Source organism: Thalassospira sp. GO-4, assembly GCF_023588965.1.
GTDB lineage: Bacteria > Pseudomonadota > Alphaproteobacteria > Rhodospirillales > Thalassospiraceae > Thalassospira > Thalassospira povalilytica.
This window is the reverse complement of the sequence record NZ_CP097807.1, coordinates 1,390,533-1,405,898: the sequence shown is the minus strand read 5'-3', so window position 1 is coordinate 1,405,898 and position 15,366 is coordinate 1,390,533. Positions and strand designations below refer to the sequence as shown.

Annotated in this window: 14 protein-coding genes; 6 read left to right on the top strand and 8 right to left on the bottom strand. The window is 53.8% G+C overall.

Annotation, left to right across the window (positions count from 1 at the left end; all coding sequences use genetic code 11):
- Nucleotides 1–6 precede the first annotated feature (6 nt).
- The 3 genes from lptG to M9H61_RS06670 form a co-directional block, all read right to left on the bottom strand.
- Nucleotides 7–1,110: an LPS export ABC transporter permease LptG gene (lptG, locus tag M9H61_RS06680; protein ID WP_101247701.1), complete on the bottom strand. Its 1,104-nt coding sequence runs from the start codon at nucleotides 1,108–1,110 to the stop codon at nucleotides 7–9.
- Nucleotides 1,107–2,225 (bottom strand): LPS export ABC transporter permease LptF, encoded by a 1,119-nt coding sequence (gene lptF, locus M9H61_RS06675; RefSeq protein WP_228196595.1) that lies wholly within the window; start codon nucleotides 2,223–2,225, stop codon nucleotides 1,107–1,109. The genes lptG and lptF overlap by 4 nt, the downstream gene beginning before the upstream one ends.
- Nucleotides 2,226–2,419: 194 nt before the next feature.
- Nucleotides 2,420–4,210 carry an acyl-CoA dehydrogenase gene (locus M9H61_RS06670; RefSeq protein ID WP_250284073.1) on the bottom strand — a complete coding sequence of 597 codons (1,791 nt, stop codon included), beginning with the start codon at nucleotides 4,208–4,210 and terminating at the stop codon, nucleotides 2,420–2,422.
- 419 nt (nucleotides 4,211–4,629) lie between these two features.
- On the opposite strand from M9H61_RS06670, the gene M9H61_RS06665 reads away from it, so the two are divergent.
- Nucleotides 4,630–6,126, top strand: coding sequence for a S41 family peptidase (locus M9H61_RS06665; RefSeq protein ID WP_233433141.1), 1,497 nt, complete (start codon nucleotides 4,630–4,632; stop codon nucleotides 6,124–6,126).
- Between the two features lie 76 nt (nucleotides 6,127–6,202).
- Here M9H61_RS06665 and M9H61_RS06660 read toward each other — a convergent pair whose 3' ends face one another.
- The 3 genes from M9H61_RS06660 to M9H61_RS06650 form a co-directional block, all read right to left on the bottom strand.
- Entirely contained in the window at nucleotides 6,203–7,072 is an 870-nt protein-coding gene (locus M9H61_RS06660) for an NAD(P)-dependent oxidoreductase (protein WP_114113591.1), read from the bottom strand.
- Between the two features lie 121 nt (nucleotides 7,073–7,193).
- Nucleotides 7,194–8,219 (bottom strand): polyphosphate kinase 2, encoded by a 1,026-nt coding sequence (gene ppk2, locus M9H61_RS06655; protein ID WP_250284072.1) that lies wholly within the window; start codon nucleotides 8,217–8,219, stop codon nucleotides 7,194–7,196.
- 228 nt (nucleotides 8,220–8,447) lie between these two features.
- Nucleotides 8,448–8,717, bottom strand: a complete 270-nt coding sequence (locus M9H61_RS06650) for a DUF1127 domain-containing protein (protein ID WP_250284068.1) — start codon at nucleotides 8,715–8,717, stop codon at nucleotides 8,448–8,450.
- Nucleotides 8,718–8,852: 135 nt separating this feature from the next.
- On the opposite strand from M9H61_RS06650, the gene M9H61_RS06645 reads away from it, so the two are divergent.
- The gene (locus tag M9H61_RS06645; protein WP_250284066.1) at nucleotides 8,853–9,794 is read left to right on the top strand and encodes a transcriptional regulator GcvA; all 942 of its coding nucleotides are present in this window, start codon (nucleotides 8,853–8,855) and stop codon (nucleotides 9,792–9,794) included.
- Nucleotides 9,795–9,810: 16 nt separating this feature from the next.
- Here the strand turns inward: M9H61_RS06645 and M9H61_RS06640 are convergent, their stop codons facing one another.
- Complete coding sequence (locus M9H61_RS06640; RefSeq protein WP_250284064.1) at nucleotides 9,811–10,227, bottom strand: DUF1489 family protein; 417 nt, start codon at nucleotides 10,225–10,227, stop codon at nucleotides 9,811–9,813.
- A 228-nt stretch (nucleotides 10,228–10,455) separates the two neighbouring features.
- Here M9H61_RS06640 and M9H61_RS06635 point away from each other — a divergent pair, with 228 nt between their 5' ends.
- The 4 genes from M9H61_RS06635 to M9H61_RS06620 all read left to right on the top strand — a co-directional run bounded on the left by M9H61_RS06635 (nucleotide 10,456) and on the right by M9H61_RS06620 (nucleotide 14,866).
- Entirely contained in the window at nucleotides 10,456–10,749 is a 294-nt protein-coding gene (locus tag M9H61_RS06635; protein WP_114103507.1) for a DUF2849 domain-containing protein, read from the top strand.
- 11 nt (nucleotides 10,750–10,760) lie between these two features.
- Nucleotides 10,761–12,416 (top strand): nitrite/sulfite reductase, encoded by a 1,656-nt coding sequence (locus M9H61_RS06630; RefSeq protein WP_114103506.1) that lies wholly within the window; start codon nucleotides 10,761–10,763, stop codon nucleotides 12,414–12,416.
- Entirely contained in the window at nucleotides 12,403–12,930 is a 528-nt protein-coding gene (locus M9H61_RS06625; RefSeq protein WP_250284062.1) for a DUF934 domain-containing protein, read from the top strand. The genes M9H61_RS06630 and M9H61_RS06625 overlap by 14 nt, the downstream gene beginning before the upstream one ends.
- Nucleotides 12,931–13,195: 265 nt before the next feature.
- A complete protein-coding gene (locus M9H61_RS06620) occupies nucleotides 13,196–14,866 on the top strand; it encodes a methyl-accepting chemotaxis protein (RefSeq protein WP_250284060.1) in 1,671 nt (556 codons plus the stop codon).
- On the opposite strand, the gene M9H61_RS06615 is transcribed toward M9H61_RS06620, so the two are convergent.
- A complete protein-coding gene (locus M9H61_RS06615; RefSeq protein WP_250284058.1) occupies nucleotides 14,863–15,315 on the bottom strand; it encodes a GNAT family N-acetyltransferase in 453 nt (150 codons plus the stop codon). The two genes, M9H61_RS06620 and M9H61_RS06615, sit on opposite strands and share 4 nt — an antisense overlap.
- Nucleotides 15,316–15,366 lie beyond the last annotated feature (51 nt).

Genomic DNA, 15,366 nt, shown 5'->3' with positions numbered 1-15,366 from the left:
ATCTGACTAGCCATCCTCAAGATGTAGCAATGTTGAAACCCCGAGTAACAAAGAAATACCGGCGGGTGCCCAGGCTGACAAAATTGGTGGAATTCCGCCAGAAACGCCCAAAGCTGAAATGACGTCGGTACAGAAATACAAGATGAAGCCGGTTGTCACCCCACCACCGATAACAAGGGATGCCCGTCTGCGTCGAGAAAATTTAAGACAGAACGCCGCCGCAATGAGAACCATCGCACATAGCAAAAGCGGGCGCGACAGCAGGCTATGGAAGTGAATGCGGTGGCGTGTGGCGTTGAAACCGGCACGTTCCAGCAAATTGATGAATGGCTTGAGATCCCAGAACGACATGGTTTCAGGTGAGGCAAAGCTGTCCTGGATTTTGCGCGCCGTCAGGTTGGTCGGAAGCTTCATGCTTTCGGTAAACTGGCTGGCCTGACCGGGCGTAAAGGTCCAGGCATCATAAAAATGCCAGGTGCCCGGTTCAAGAACGGCACGTGCAGCGTCGATCCGGGTGGTGAAATCATCGGAATTCTGAAAGCGGAAGATTGTTACATTGCGTAGGTCAATCTGGTCATCCTGCTGGCTGCGCACCGCGCGCGCATAAATGACCGCCTGACCATCCTGCGTGCCCTGGCGCAACCAAAGCCCGCTTGAAGACAAATTCATCACGCTGACATTGTTCTGCAAATAGCGCGCTTCGAGCATTTCGTATCGCTGCAACAGGATTGAAGATAACGGATTGAGGGCCGCAACCTGAATAGAGCCAAGGATCAACGCGCAAAGAATGGGTGGCAGCAAAAATTGCCAGGCAGAAACCCCGGCTGCGCGCGTGACGACCAGTTCCTGATTCCCTGTCAGCTTCCAGAACGAGAACATTGATCCGAACAAAACCGCAAATGGCAGAACCTTTTCCGTCATAAAGGGAATTCTGCTGGTCGCCATCTGAACAACAATGCCGACAGTGGCATCGGGTTTTCCGCCAGCCCGTCTGAGAAGTTCGATCGTATCACCAATCAGGATCAGACCGATCAAGAGTGCCAGAACGGCCAGAATAGAAAACAGTACATGCTTTCCGAAATACCATGTAAGGGTCGGTGACAGTCTCATGCTTCTGCCTCTTCAGCGATCGCGCGTTTGGCACGGATCTGAGGCCCGCGGAATGTCCAGTACAAGCCCAAAATAATCGGCAGAAACGCGTTGGCATACATCAGCGGGATCAAGGCGGAATTCTTGGCCGCAAGGTTTTTCATCGCAATGCCAAGCGCTTGACAAAGAACCATGACACCAATCGCAATCAACAGACGACCGGTCTGGCCCCGCCGCGAGAAACTGCTTGATACCAGAACAGCAAGCGCAATGCTTGCAAATGCGATCGCGTTTAGGGGCGAAATCAACCTGTCATGCCCTTCGGCCCGAAAGGCCCCGATATCGTTTGATGCAATGTCTGGTGGCGTGCCGGTAAGAAGGTTGAAAACACCGCGTTCACGCGCCTCGCGATAACGCAATGTCGGGTCTTCTGCGCTATGGGCGATATCAACCGCATAGCGGTCAAAATACAGGATCGACATCGTGCCGTCTTCGGCGTTGACTTCCTGCCGATTGCCATCAAGCAGCACAATGCGCGGCCCTTCATCGGTTCGCAACAGCGCACCGTGCTTTGCCATCATAGTTGTCTGCTGGTCGGGGTCGCGGGAATCGTGGACCAGAATACCAAGCAACTCGTTGTCGCGACCAACTTCGCGCACATAAACGGTCAGACCATCAAGATCGGTAAAGCTCCCCTCCTGCAACAACACCGACGAAAAGTCATTGCGGATCGAGAATTGCAGTTCCTTGAACTGCTGATAGCTGTAGGGAAGGTAAAACAATGTCAGGAAATAACAAACACCCGTCGACAGCAGCGCAACAATCAGCGCCGGCTTTGCCAGCGCCCATTGGTTAAGGCCGGCTGATCGCATAATGATCAGTTCGCGATCCTGGATAAGTTTGTTGTAGGTAAAGACAATAACGAAAAACAACGAAATCGGAATGATGATCGTCAAAAAGCTCGGCAGCAGCAAAGATGTCAGCTGCAAAAACACCGAGATCGACAGACCCCGGTTCACAATCATTTCGACAAAACGCAGGCTTTGCGACAGCCAAATGACACAGAGAAGCCCCAGTGTCACAAACACCATCATAATCAGCTGCTGTTTAAGCATATATCGGGTTAAGCGATTCATCGGGCGGATTATAGAGAAGCAATCAAAAACCGAAACAGGAAATTATCGCCAAATTGGGACAAACCGTACGGAATTTCCGAATGTTGGCGTTTGCAGAAGCATCAAAGCTGTGGGGCAGGGCGTGTATTAGAAATGTCTGCGCCATCGTCGTCTTATTGCAACGATGGCGCAGCACAATCTCGGCAAAGAGTTTGTCAAAATAGTGGCTGGGTTTCGTGCAATTCTGCCCGGCGGCTATTTTCAATCTGGGTTGCCATAAATGCTGCTTCAGGAAGCAACTGTTCAAAGAAGAACCTGCATGTAGCGATCTTGCGTGCGCCAAAATCGGAAGAAATATCTGCTTTGGCCGCGGCTGTCATGGATCTTAGCATCAGCCAGCCAGATACGCAAAGAGCCGCCTGTCGCAAATAAGGGGTCGCCAGAACCTGCATCATCCGGTCATCGGTGCTGCACCGTTCAATGATTGTTGCGGTGCTGAGCTCAAGCGCCTTGATCGCATGTTCAAGGGCCGTTGCCGCATCCCGAACGTCATGATCGCCTTCGGAGCCGGAATGGCGAGGTTCAGAGATGGTTTTCCGGATATCGGTTATCAGCGCTGCAAGTGCAGCCGCGTTGTCGCGCAACACCTTACGCCCGATGAAATCGAGAGACTGAATGCCGTTCGTACCTTCATAGATCGGTGCGATGCGGGCATCACGAAGATGCTGGGCTGCGCCGGTTTCCTCGATAAAACCCATGCCGCCATGAACCTGAACGCCGAGCGACGCATTATCGACCCCAAGATCCGTCGACCATGCCTTGACCAGCGGGATCAGCAGATCTGCCCGCGCCTGCGCGGCAGCTTTGGTTGTCGGGTCGTCAAGGTGATGGGCCAGATCAAGCTGGGCAGCGGCATAAAGTGACAATGCGCGTGCTGCTTCGGTCGAGGATCGCATGCGCATCAGCATGCGCTGGACATCGCCATGAACAATGATCGGTGCATCTTCGCCGGTTTTCGGATCGCGCCCCTGTTTGCGGGTAAGGGCATAATCAAGTGCCTGCTGATAGGCACGTTCCGAGATCGCGACACCTTGCTGTCCAACTGCCAGACGCGCGTTGTTCATCATCGTGAACATATAGGCAAGACCCTTGCCTTCTTCGCCAACAAGATAGCCGGTTGCACCACCATTGTCGCCAAATGACAGAACCGCCGTCGGGCTGGCATGGATGCCAAGCTTGTGTTCAAGGGACACACAATGAACATCGTTGCGCGTGGCGATTTCACCGGTCTCGCTAACCAGAAACTTTGGAACAATGAAAAGCGAGATGCCCTTGACCCCGGCGGGTGCATCGGGTGTGCGCGCCAGAACAAGATGAACGATATTTTCCGTCATCTCGTGATCGCCATAGGTAATAAAAATCTTTTGTCCACTAATGGCATAACTGCCGTCGTCCTTGGGAACGGCGATACTGCGCACTTTCGAAAGATCGGAACCCGCCTGCGGTTCGGTCAGGTTCATCGTCCCGGTCCATTCGCCGCTGATCATGCGTGACAGGTAAAGCGATCGCTGGGTATCCGATCCGTGCGCAATAAGTGCCTCGATCGCACCGGCCGTCAGCATCGGGCAAAGCGCAAATGCCATGTTTGATGCCTGCCACATCTCCGCGACAGCCGCGCCGAGCAGGATCGGAAGCCCCATGCCGCCTTCTGATTCCGGGGCAGATATGCCTTGCCATCCGCCTTCACAGAACTGGGTATAGGCATCCGTCCAGCCAGAAGCGGTTTGAACTTTGCCATTGGCAAGAAGCTTGGCACCTTCCTGATCGCCTATGCGATTTAACGGCGCAAGTACTGATGCCGCAAATTTGGCAGCTTCTTCGAGAATGGCGTCAACAAGATCGGAACTTGTTTCGGAAAAAGCCGGTAATCCGGCAACGGTTTCAAGACCGATGACATCGTGGATGAGAAACCGGAAATCGGAAACCGGTGGCGTAAAATCGCTCATGAAAAAAGACGTCTCCCTGAAATGTGAGCCGCCCGCTCGGAACAGTCGACTTTTTGCCGACTTTGATTGTTTGGAACAGCATAACGGTGCATTGCACCAAGATCGAGTCTGTTTCAGCACGGCTATCTGTTTTCTGACTTCGACATTGGTTTAAGGGCGAAATGCGTTTGCCACTGGCAAATGGACAAAATGCTTCCGATATGAGAAGTCACCCTATATTGATCGGGATTGATCGGGATGTTAGCTGAATCCTCGGGTAATTCGGTCTCGAGGGGTCGCCAAGCGTATAAAGGCAGGCTAGACTTGCCCCAGTCGAGACGCATTCGCATTGCAATATTGGCAATATGGAATACCTATAGTCGCCAGACATGCATGTGAATTGTATCCGGAAGACAAGTTAACAGGACAGGAGTGGGCTTTTGCTGCGTAAAGGATTATTGCCAATTTTGTTTGCGGTGCTGATTTCGTTTGCCGGAACAAGGTTGGTCGCCTGTGCCGGGCCCGCCTGGCCAAGTGACGAAGAACGCAGATTCCTTGATGCTTATCGCGACAGCGTGACTGCTGGTGCGACTGACGAACAATTTGCCCATGCCGACAAACTGTATGTCGAAGCACTTCAGGTTCTTTCCGAAACCTATGTCGAGAAAATCGACCGTGCTGCCTTTGTCGAAAACAGCATCGCGATGCTTGATGAAATCGACACCGAAGACAAATCGCCGACCGGCATTGTCGGGGCGGTTCTTGATGACAGTTTGCACAACCTGGATCCGCACAGCGCCTATATGACAGATGACATGTTCCGTCGGCTTCAGGAAAGCACCGAAGGAAGCTTTGCCGGTGTCGGCATTGTGATCGCTCTTGATGATGACAAGCGTATCCGGATTGTTTCCCCGATCGATGACACGCCGGCCGCGCGTGCCGGGTTGCGCCCCGATGACCGCATCACTCATATCGACGGGTATCAGATGAAAGGCGAACCGATTTCCGAGGCCGTGCGCAGAATGCGCGGGCGGGTTGGTGATCCGGTTACACTGACCATCATGCGCGTCGAAGACAGTTTTGATGTAACTGTCAAACGTGCACGGATCGAAGTCCCGTCGGTCAGTGCCGCGATCATTGACCAGGATATCGGTTACATCCGGGTATCGCGGTTTGATGCGACCACCCTGGACCAGACACAGGAATATCTGTCTGAACTGGAAGACAAGATCGCCAAGCCGCGCGGCATAATTGTTGATTTGCGACGCAACCCGGGCGGGTTGCTTGATAGCGCGGCGGACATTGCCGATCAATTCCTGACCGATGGGCTGATCGTTGCCACCGAAGGCCGTGGAGAGCGCAAATTGCGCAGCTATGAAGCAGACCGGGCGGACTTCTTTGACAAGGTCCCGATGGCCATTCTGCTGGATCGCGGGTCGGCTTCCGGTGCGGAGCTGATGGCAGCTGCCCTTCGTGAAAACGGGCGCGGCGTGATTATCGGGGAACGTTCATTCGGAAAGGGATCGATGCAGCGGATCATGCCGCTGACGTCGGGCGGTGGACTTAAAATCACCACCGGCTATTACACCACGCCGGAAAACCATATTGTTCAGGGTAACGGCGTTATCCCGGACATCGAAGTCAATCGTGCCGATGCCGAAGAATTCGAACGCGAAATCGATCTGGCCAATGCCTTGCCCGCCCGCCGACGTGATCCGCGTCAGTCGCTGGCAAAGCTTGATGCCAAAAGCTGTGAACAGGACATCGCAATAACCCGCCTTGGCAAAAGCAGCCGGGACAATCTCGAAGACCAGACAGAAGACGCTGACAATCCTTATCGGGATTCTGTTCTGGAATGTGCTGTCGGGTATTTCAATGATGGTCCGCTTGCCGCATATCGCAATCAGGTCGAACCGCTGTTGCGTGCCGGTCTGTAGGACCAGATACCGTATAGAAAACAAAAAAAGCGCGACCAATGCAGGTCGCGCTTTTTTCTTGTTTGGTCGGATGCTGTTACCCGCGGGCAAGCAGATCAATCAGGCTTGAAGTATCCCAGCGATTGCCGCCGCGTTCCTGCACCTGGGCATAGAACTGATCGACAAGTGCGGTAACCGGCAGGCGGGCGCCATTGCGTTTGGATTCTTCAAGGCAAATGCCAAGGTCCTTGCGCATCCAGTCAACGGCAAAGCCAAAATCAAACTTGTTCTGAACCATCGTGCTGCCACGGTTTTCCATCTGCCAGCTGCCAGCCGCACCCTTGGAAATGACATCAAGAACCTTTTCCATATCAAGGCCGGCCTTGACGCCGAAATTGACACCTTCGGAAAGACCCTGGACCAGACCGGCGATGCAAATCTGGTTGACCATTTTGGTCAGCTGACCAGCACCGCTTTCGCCCATCAGCTGGCAGGAGCGCGCAAAGGCATCAATCACCGGCGCTGCGCGATCAAATGCATCCTGATCGCCACCACACATGACGGTAAGAACGCCGTTTTCTGCCCCGGCCTGACCACCAGATACCGGCGCATCAATAAAGGAAATGCCTTGTGCCTTGGCCGCAGCATAGAGTTCGCGTGCGACATCTGCCGATGCGGTGGTGTTGTCGATCAGGACCGCACCTTTGTCCATGCCGGCAAACATGCCGCCATCGCCAAGCATGACACTGCGAAGATCATCGTCATTGCCAACGCACGAAAATACGAATTCCGCGCCCTTGGCCGCTTCGGCCGGGGTCGGGGCAGACGATCCGCCATATTCGGAAACCCATTTTTCGGCCTTGGCAGCCGTACGGTTATAAACAGTTACGTCGTGACCTGCTTTTTGCAGGTGACCGGCCATCGGGTATCCCATGACACCGAGACCGATAAATGCACATTTGGCCATTGTTTGCCTCCCAGATACAGATGGGCACCAGTAAAGGTTGCGGGGCGGGCAATGTCAATGAAGGCAAATGTCACCACGACAATGTTTTCACGATCTGGAAGACCAGCGTCATTTTACGGGGTTAGTCCTCGTCGAGTTCTTCGGCGACGCTGTGGATGATGCGGCGGTCATAAATCAGAATTTCCGGCCGTTTCCCGGGATAATCAAACTGCGACAGATAAAAACGCATGGCGTTGATGCGCGCGCGTTTCTTGTCATCGGACTTAACAATGACCCATGGGCTGTCGGTGGTTGACGTATGGAAAAACATGTCGCGTTTGGCCTCGGTATAGGAGTCCCAAAGGTTTTGGGATGCCAGATCGACTGGGCTGAGTTTCCATTGTTTGAGCGGATCATTCTTGCGCTGTTGAAAGCGTCTTGCCTGTTCCTTTTTGCTGACCGAGAAATAAAACTTGGTCATGTGGATGTTTGACCGGATCAGCATTCTTTCGAGTTCGGGAACCGATTGCAGAAATTCGCTGACTTCGAACATGCTGCAAAAGCCCATGACCCTTTCGACCATGGCGCGGTTATACCAGGACCGGTCAAACAGTGCTATTTCACCGCCGCTTGGCAGATGTTCGATGTAACGCTGGAAATACCACTGGGTCAGTTCGCGATCATTGGGTTTGCTCAAGGCAACAATCCGTGCGCCACGCGGATTAAGATGTTCGGTAAACCGTTTGATGGTGCCACCTTTGCCCGCAGCATCGCGGCCTTCAAAAATGATCAGGGATTTCAGATTTTCGGCCTTGATCCAGTTTTGCAATTTCAAAAGTTCGATATGAAGCGGCGCGATCAGTTCAAGATATTGCTTTCCGTGCATCTTTTTTGCCCGTGCCGCGGGATCGGGATTGATGTCAGGCGGTAAATCATCGGCGATGGCATTGGCGATCCCGTTACGATCCGATGGCTGGTCATCCAGACGGTCCATGGTCATGTTTTCGGAATCCAGCAAGAACCTGTCCTTGGTTTCGGTATCAAGTTGTGACAGCGCCGATGACCTGTTGGCTGCCGACCGGCTTTTGCCTGTGCGGCGTGTGGCCTTTGTCAGCAGTTCAGACGTGCCGTTCTTTTTCTTTCCGGATGATTTTTTGCCCGCATTCATTGTCAAACTTTCACACTGTATGAAGGGTATGTTGGAAGCAGTGCGAGATTAATCAATCATTTGCAATGAACTGGATCAATTCGACCCGATGATGAAAATGCCCGACCGATAGGGGGGCGGTCGGGCAGGCGGATTGCAAGTTGTGCAGGTGACGCGAAGGGGGAGCCTGTTTTGGATATGAAAGCCGTGGGGCGGCACCAAAACAGGTTCCTTAATGATCAGATGTGATCAAAGCAGATTGAAAGAGCGCCGGTATTCTTCTTCGGCGTCGGCACGTGTCAGACCGATATCAAGGAGTTGCGCATCCGTCAGGGACAAAAGTGTCCGGCGTTGACGACGAATGGCAACGAAACGCGCATAACGATCTGCCAATATGTTGATCAGGCCCGGGATGTGGTGCAAACGCCGCGTGATGGTGATGGTGATGGTCGAAAGCGTGTGCCGGGCGGTTTGTTGTGGCTCCTGGGATGTCGGAGCAGGGCAAGCCGTGTAAGCCATGATCTTCTCCATGGGTTAATATTGCTAATGCAATGTTTGCTGTGAAACCCATATTGCGGCTATGATTGACGATCGACAAACGACTATTTCTGATCAATTGGATTAGTTGATCTAATCCATAGCCGGAGAAGCCCGATGCGGCTGCCACCCCTGCAATCCTTGCGCGCCTTTGATGCCGCCGCCCGACATCTGAGTTTCACCAAGGCGGCCGAGGAACTTTTCGTTACCCAGGGGGCGATCAGTCAGCAGGTGCGTCAGCTCGAAGAATACCTTGGGTTCAAGCTGTTTCATCGTCTGCCGCGCCAGATTTACCTGACCGAGGAAGGTGCGCAGCTTGCCCATGCGACGACCGCCGGGTTTTCACGCATCTCGGATGAAATTGAACGTCTGATGCTGGTCGAGGAGGCTGGTGTTGTCACCGTTAGTGTCCTGCAAAGCTTTGCGGTTAAATGGCTGGTGCCCAGGCTTGGATATTTCCGCGAAGCTTATCCTGATATTGATGTGCGCATTCACGCCGATGACCGGATGGTTGATTTGCGGACCGAGGGCATTGATCTGGCCGTGCGGTTCGGGAATGGCAAATATCCCAACCTGCATTGTGAAATGCTGATGCGTGACGAGTCTTTTCCGGTTTGTAGCCCGGCTTATCTTGCAAATAACCCGGCCTTGCAAAGTCCCAAGGATATGGTCGGTCACCAGTTGTTGCATGATGCGACGGCGGTGATGGATCATCCCCATGCTGCCGATTGGGAATTCTGGCTTGATGGTGTCGGGGTAAGTGGTGTCGATGTCAGTCGCGGCCTGCGGTTCAATTCCGGTGATATGGTTATACAGGCAGCCTTGATGGGGCAGGGGATCGGAATGGCGCGCACAAGTCTTGCTGCCCTTGATCTTAAGGCCGGGAACCTTGTCCGGCCATTCCCGCAAACCGTGGCATCGAGTGCGGCCTATTATCTGGTCTATCCCGAAGAACATATGCGCCGCCCGCGCGTGCAGGCCTTTGTCAGCTGGCTTAAAAACGAGGTCGCGGCAACACTTCGTGAAATTGATGATGACGGGGCGATAGCACCGGAATAGAGCCGGTTAACGCAATCTAGATCAGGCCCAGATCACGCAATTCATCGGCCATATCATCCGGCAGAGCTTCCGAACCGCCACCCTGTTTGTCGTCGGGTGGGCATTTATCCTCGGTCAGATAGCGCCATCCCTGGAATGCGCGATGCGGATAGGGGCGGGTATCGATTAGTTCGGGATCAAGAACGATGCGGCAATATTTGACGCCTTCTTCGTTGGTGAATTCTTCCAGATCAATAACGCGCTGACGGCAACGGATAGCGCCTTTGAACACCCAATAGATTGATCCGCCATTCAGAATCTCATCCCGGCGCTTTGGTGTCATGCGGGTGGTATGGAACACCCGGCCATAAGCCGATTGAAACCATGTCTGCCATTCACGCAAACCTTCGGGGGTTTCTGTTCCGACACTGAGTTTAATGATGTGAAGGGGCATATGCAGGGCTTCTGTTCGGGCGTTTGATCGCGGGGATATGTTCTGTGTTCTGACCTAGAGCGACTGGCTTTTGCGGTCAAGGGTGGAATAATAAAACACATAAAATTGTGTAATTAAGTCTATTTAACAAAAAAACTTGACCAATTTAGATCAATCAGCCAAATTCTTGTGCAGAAAAGGTCCCGCCAAAGGACCAAACCCGAGAGATTTAAAGGCTGAGAGAACCGAATGTCCCTGCAAGTTGTCACGGCAAACCGTCTGGGTGACGGGTTGGTGGTGTTCCTGACCGCAGATGGTGGTTGGAGCGAAAACATCGACGATGCCCGTATTGCTGAAGGCAAGGAAGCCGCTGATGCGCTTCTGGCCGAGGCAAGTGCCCCCGAACTCGACGTTGTAATCGTCGGGCCGTATCTGATTGATGTCGAACAGCAGGACGGTGGACTGGTTCCGACAAAATACCGTGAAGTTCTGCGCACCAAAGGTCCAAGCGTTCGCGAAGACCTTGGTTATCAGGCGGTATAAGGAGAGACCCCATGTATCGTTACGACGATTTTGACCGCCAACTTGTCCAGGAACGCACTGAACAGTTCCGCGAACAGGTAAAACGCCGTCTGGCTGGTGACATTACCGAAGAACAATTCCGCCCGCTGCGTTTGATGAACGGTGTTTATCTTCAGCTGCACGCTTATATGCTGCGCGTTGCCATCCCGTATGGCACGCTGCGCGCCGATCAGCTCCGCGAGCTTGGCGGCATTGCCCGCAAATATGACAAGGGCTATGGCCATTTCACCACGCGCCAGAACATTCAGTATAACTGGCCGAAGCTTGATGAAATCCCGGATGCGTTGCTTGATCTTGCCAATGTCGAGATGCATGCCATCCAGACGTCAGGCAACTGCATTCGTAACACCACAACCGATCAGTATGCCGGTGCCGCGGCCGATGAAATCGAAGATCCGCGTCCCTATTGCGAACTGATCCGTCAGTGGTCGACATTCCACCCGGAATTCACCTATCTGCCGCGTAAATTCAAAATTGCCGTCACCGGTTCACCCAATGACCGTGCAGCGGTCAAGGTGCACGATATCGGCCTTCGCATGCATCAGAACGATGCAGGCGAGACCGGCTTTGAAGTCATCGTTGGTGGTGGCCTTGGCCGTACGCCGTTTGTCGGCAAGACCATCCGTGATTTCATCGGCAAGAACGACCTGTTCTCGTATCTCGAGGCGATCCTGCGCGTTTATAACCGTTTCGGCCGTCGTGATAACAAGTACAAGGCGCGTATCAAAATCCTCGTTCACGAGGAAGGTATCGAAAAAATCCGCGATCTGGTCGAAGAAGAATGGGCGCAGATCAAGGACGGTTCGCTTCGTGTTGGCGATGAAGAAATTGCGCATTACATCGCGCAGTTCACCCCGCCTGCTTTCGAAGCCCTGTCGGATGATGATGCCGATTTTGAAGTCCATAAGGCTGCAAACCGTCGCTTCTTTAACTGGGTACGTTCGAACGTTATCGCCCATAAACAGCCGGGCTATGCGATTGCCAACGTATCATTGAAGCCGATTGGCGGTATTCCGGGTGATGCAACCGATACCCAGATGGAACTGGTTGCCGATCTTTCGGAAAAATACAGCTTTGGCGACGTCCGTGTGACCCATGAACAGAACCTTGTTCTGCCGCATGTGAAAAAGGCCGACCTGTTTGCCCTGTGGACTGCCCTTGATGCAGCTGGTCTTGGTACGGCAAACCTTGGTTATGTCACCGATATCATTTCCTGCCCGGGCCTTGATTATTGCGCACTGGCAACCGCCCGTTCGATCCCGCTGTCACAGCGTATCTCCGAACGGTTTGGCGATCTTGAACGTCAGCACGATATTGGCGAACTCAAGATCAAGATTTCCGGCTGCATCAATGCCTGCGGGCATCACCATGTTGGTCATATCGGCATTCTTGGCCTCGATAAGCGCGGCAAGGAATTCTATCAGATCACCCTTGGTGGCGATGCCAGTCAGGATGCGGCGATTGGCAAGATTGCCGGTGCCGGTTTCTCCGAGGCCGAGGTGGTTGATGCCATCGAAAGTCTGGTGACCAAATATATTGATATCCGCGAAAGCGGTGAACGTTTCATCGACACCTATCGTCGTGTCGGCATGGACCCGTTCAAGGAGGTGCTTTATGGCGATCGTTAAGAATGACAGCGTGATCGAACAGGATTGGATCACCGTTGACGCCGAAGGCGACCTGCCATCCAGCGATGAAAACCTGATCGTGCCGCTGGCACGGTTCAAGGAAGAACGCGACAACCTTTTGGGCCGTAATGGTGGTTTGGGCGTGCAGCTTAATCCCGGTGATGCGCCCGAAGATTTGGCTGATGATCTTGATCGTCTGTCGATCATTACGGTCAATTTCCCGGCCTATACCGATGGTCGTGGGTATTCGTATGGTCGTGTCCTGCGTGAACGGATGGGGTTCAAGGGCGAATTGCGCGCCATTGGCGACGTCCTGCGTGACCAGATCCTTTATATGCATCGTTGCGGCTTTGATTCCTATGAACTCAATGTTGATGGCGAAACCGCCTTGACCAAGGTCCGCGCCGCATTGAAGGAAATGACGGTCTATTATCAGCCGACCGGTGACGGCCGCGTCACGGCCCAGTCCCTGCGCGAACGTCGTCGCGCTGCGCTGGATCAGAAAGCATCATGATTTCGGGCCCTGTGGCCTGATAATCATACCGAACAGACAGGGCCGTGTGGCTCTGGCGCAAGGGCACCCGATCGGGTGCCCTTTCTTTTTGTTCTTTTATGTCTGGTGGTTAGGTGGCCGGATCATTTGGTCGATTGCAGCTTGCCATGCGGATACAACCTGTAATATGTGACATTGTTCACACAAAATCCGACGCAAGCCTTTGCTTTTCTTATATTTAAATAAGCCCAGTCTATGTCGGGCGACTTGGCGATAGGAGCGCTTCATGATCGCGGCATTTAACAATCTGAAAATATCGGCAAAGGTGTTTGGTGGCTTTGGGGCCATCCTTGTCCTTTTGGCGGGCGTCTCCATGATCGGGGTGCTGTCGATTGGCAGTGTGGGGGATGATTTTGTGCGCTATCGACAGGTCGCATTGCAATCCAACCAGGCCGGCCGTGTGCAGGCCAACCTTCTCGAAGCACGGGTTGCTGTAAAAGATTACCTGCTGACCGGAAATGCCCAGTCCGCCCAGCGGGTCAAGGACCGCCTTGCCGCGACTTCTGCACTCAATGATGAGCTGGCGGCGCTTTTGACAGAAGATGACCGCAAGGAAGATGCGCGTCTGGCGGGCGAGAACCTTAAAATCTATTCCGAAGCGTTTGACAGGCTGGTGGCATTGCCGGCTGGCGATCCGGCGCGCGCAGATATCGTGACCAATACCCTTGACCGTATTGGTCCGATTGTCGCCAAGGAACTTGAAGAACTGAAACTTGATGTCAAAGCCGAACAGGATGAAATCGGACCGCGTGCAACGGCGGCGGCCGAACAGTCGGTCATCATCAGCGAAGTCCTTTCGGGATTTGCCATCATACTCGGGATTGCAGCGGCATGGTTCATCGGTGCGGGCATCTCGGCTCCGATCCGCAAGATCACCGATGCGATGAATGATCTTGCCGGTGGCAACAAGCAGGTTGAAATTCCCGGTCAGGATCGCCGCGACGAAATCGGCAATATGTCCAAGGCGGTTCTGGTCTTTAAACAGAACATGATCCGGGCTGATGAACTGGCCGCCCAGGAGGCCGAGGCCGTCAAGGTCCGCGAACAGCGTGCCCGGAAAATCAGTGAACTGACAACCGGCTTTGATGCGGATATCTCGGTGGTTCTGAAAACCCTGGCGTCAGCCGCAACCGAAATGCAGGCAACCGCAACCGGCATGAGCAGCACGGCCGAGGAAACCAGTCGCCAGTCGGGCATTGTTGCCGCGGCTGCCGAACAGGCATCAACCAATGTTCAGACCGTGGCCAGTGCCACCGAAGAACTCAGCGCGTCGATTGCTGAAATCAATCAGCAGGTCAATCAGTCCACGGCAGTAGCCCATCGCGCGGTCGAGGATGCGGAAAAAACCAACGCACAGGTGCGCGGTCTTGCCGAAGCCGCCCAGAAGATCGGCGATGTTGTCGGCCTGATCAGCGACATCGCGGAACAGACCAATCTTCTGGCCCTGAACGCCACGATCGAGGCCGCCCGTGCCGGCGATGCGGGCAAAGGTTTTGCCGTTGTCGCCGCAGAGGTCAAAAACCTTGCGACCGCAACATCGCGGGCGACCGAGGATATCACAGCCCAGATCACCGGCATTCAGAATGAAACCAATGGTGCGGTGAATGCGATTGCCTCGATCTCGACGACGATTGCCGAGATCAGCGAAATCTCGGCAGCAATTGCAAGTGCCGTCGAACAACAGGGGGCTGCGACCCTTGAGATCACCCGAAATGTGCAGGAGGCATCGGTTGGGACATCCGAAGTCACCACCAATATTGTCAGCGTGAATGAAGCAGCCGATTCAACCGGTACCGCGGCCGAGCAGGTTCTCAGTGCCGCAGCAGAATTGTCCAAGGAGTCTGAAAACCTGCGCAGCAAGGTCGAGCAGTTCCTGAATTCTGTACGGGCAGCCTAGGCAAGATCAGACGGCGTAAGGGTCATCAAAAGACAGGGGCCCTTCGCCGTTTCATATTCCCGCCCGGCCTTGAAACCGATGGCTTCATAACACCGGATGGCGCGTTCGTTTTCGGGGTCCGGGTCAATGCCGATCATTGGCGCACCGCGTTCAAACAGCATGCGGGCCAGCGTTTTCAAAAACATCTGGCCATGCCCGCATCCCATCATGTCAGGCACCCCGATAAACGCATCAAGACAGCGTGTCTGGGCGGGCAGGGGATCAAAATGCGCCTGTGGCCATTGATGGGCATCGTAATGCTGGGCAAAGGCAAAGGGCCGATTGCGGTATGACACAATCAATGTCGCCATTTCGGCCAGTTCGACATCTTCGGTGATCAGTTCAATCTGTTCAACCGGATCGCCCCACCAGCGGATAACTTCGGGGACATGCAACCAGCGTCCAATCATTGGCAGATCATTTGGGGTGGCCCGTCGGAAGCTGTAATTTGACGGGCCCAT

What these genes read in the sequence shown, in the direction of transcription:
- lptG (WP_101247701.1), bottom strand. Translation starts at nt 1,110, where the DNA reads ATGAGACTGTCACCGACCCTTACATGGTATTTCGGAAAGCATGTACTG.
- lptF (WP_228196595.1), bottom strand. Translation starts at nt 2,225, where the DNA reads ATGAATCGCTTAACCCGATATATGCTTAAACAGCAGCTGATTATGATG.
- M9H61_RS06670 (WP_250284073.1), bottom strand. Translation starts at nt 4,210, where the DNA reads ATGAGCGATTTTACGCCACCGGTTTCCGATTTCCGGTTTCTCATCCAC.
- M9H61_RS06660 (WP_114113591.1), bottom strand. Translation starts at nt 7,072, where the DNA reads ATGGCCAAATGTGCATTTATCGGTCTCGGTGTCATGGGATACCCGATG.
- ppk2 (WP_250284072.1), bottom strand. Translation starts at nt 8,219, where the DNA reads ATGAATGCGGGCAAAAAATCATCCGGAAAGAAAAAGAACGGCACGTCT.
- M9H61_RS06650 (WP_250284068.1), bottom strand. Translation starts at nt 8,717, where the DNA reads ATGGCTTACACGGCTTGCCCTGCTCCGACATCCCAGGAGCCACAACAA.
- M9H61_RS06645 (WP_250284066.1), top strand. Translation starts at nt 8,853, where the DNA reads ATGCGGCTGCCACCCCTGCAATCCTTGCGCGCCTTTGATGCCGCCGCC.
- M9H61_RS06640 (WP_250284064.1), bottom strand. Translation starts at nt 10,227, where the DNA reads ATGCCCCTTCACATCATTAAACTCAGTGTCGGAACAGAAACCCCCGAA.
- M9H61_RS06635 (WP_114103507.1), top strand. Translation starts at nt 10,456, where the DNA reads ATGTCCCTGCAAGTTGTCACGGCAAACCGTCTGGGTGACGGGTTGGTG.
- M9H61_RS06630 (WP_114103506.1), top strand. Translation starts at nt 10,761, where the DNA reads ATGTATCGTTACGACGATTTTGACCGCCAACTTGTCCAGGAACGCACT.
- M9H61_RS06625 (WP_250284062.1), top strand. Translation starts at nt 12,403, where the DNA reads ATGGCGATCGTTAAGAATGACAGCGTGATCGAACAGGATTGGATCACC.
- M9H61_RS06620 (WP_250284060.1), top strand. Translation starts at nt 13,196, where the DNA reads ATGATCGCGGCATTTAACAATCTGAAAATATCGGCAAAGGTGTTTGGT.
- M9H61_RS06615 (WP_250284058.1), bottom strand. Translation starts at nt 15,315, where the DNA reads ATGATTGGACGCTGGTTGCATGTCCCCGAAGTTATCCGCTGGTGGGGC.